The sequence below is a fragment of the Bradyrhizobium sp. Crot121 genome (genome assembly GCF_059512385.1).
In genome coordinates this window covers 1-1,056 of the sequence record NZ_JCAMOR010000262.1, presented here as the reverse complement: position 1 = coordinate 1,056, position 1,056 = coordinate 1, and the positions used below count along the sequence as shown (strand labels likewise).

The window sequence follows — 1,056 nt, the reverse complement described above, 5'->3', positions numbered from 1 at the left end:
CTAGAGCGGGATGGGATTAGATTGAATCGATTGAGGATTCCCAAATCAGATCGGTTCTGATTCAACATGCTGGCTGGGAAGGAGGCCGGCATGGATGGGGCGAGCGTATTCGACTGATCTGCGTGAGCGCGTGGTTGACGCCGTCTGCGAGGGCGGCCTGTCGTGCCATCAGGCGGCGGCGCAATTTGGTGTAGGCATCAGCACGGCCATTCTCTGGGTGCAGCGCTTTCGCCGGACCGGCAGCGTCGAGCCGGATCAGATCGGCGGCTACAAGCCGAAGAAGATTTCGGGAAAGCATCGTGATTGGCTGGTGCAACGGTGCCGGACGGCGGATTTCACCTTGCGCGGGCTGGTGGCCGAGCTTGCCGAGCGTGGTCTGAAGGTCGATTACCGGACGCTGTGGAACTTCGTCCACGCCGAGAAGCTCAGTCACAAAAAAAGACGCTGATTGCTGCCGAGCAGGACCGTCCCGATGTTGCCCGTCGGCGGACGCAATGGAGCAAATATCGGGAGCGGATCGATCCGTCTCGCCTGGTGTTCATCGACGAGACCTGGACCAAAACCAATATGGCGCCGCTGCGGGGCTGGGCGCCGCGCGGTCAAAGGCTCAAGGCCAAGGTGCCACATGGCCACTGGCAGACCATGACCTTCCTGGCCGCCTTGCGCCACGATCGCGTCACGGCCCCGTGGCTCGTCAATGGACCGATCAATGGCGAAACCTTTCAAACCTACGTCGAAAAGGTTCTAGTCCCGACATTGCCGCCCGGCGACATCGTGATCATGGACAACCTCGGCCCGCACAAGGGCAAGGCCGTACGTCGCGCCATCCGTGCCGCCGGTGCACGGTTGTTCTTCCTACCGAAATACTCACCCGATCTGAACCCGATCGAGCAGTTCTTCGCCAAACTCAAGCATTGGCTTCGCAAAGCCGCAAAGCGGACCACCGAGGCTGTCTACGATGCCATTGGTCCGATCCTCGACACTGTCACACCCGCCGAGTGCTCAAACTACTTCACCAACGCCGGATATGGTCAAACCTAATCTCATCACGCTCTA

At 59.9% G+C, this 1,056-nt stretch carries 1 protein-coding gene; it reads left to right on the top strand.

Going from position 1 to position 1,056, the window contains the following annotated elements:
- Positions 1-94 precede the first annotated feature (94 nt).
- Positions 95-1,041 (top strand): IS630 family transposase gene (locus AC5ZGW_RS46410; RefSeq protein WP_474419576.1). Its coding sequence is split into 2 segments (ribosomal slippage): positions 95-433 and positions 436-1,041, totalling 945 coding nucleotides; the frame shifts between segments, so codons are not numbered across the junction.
- The last annotated feature ends 15 nt before the right edge of the window (positions 1,042-1,056 follow it).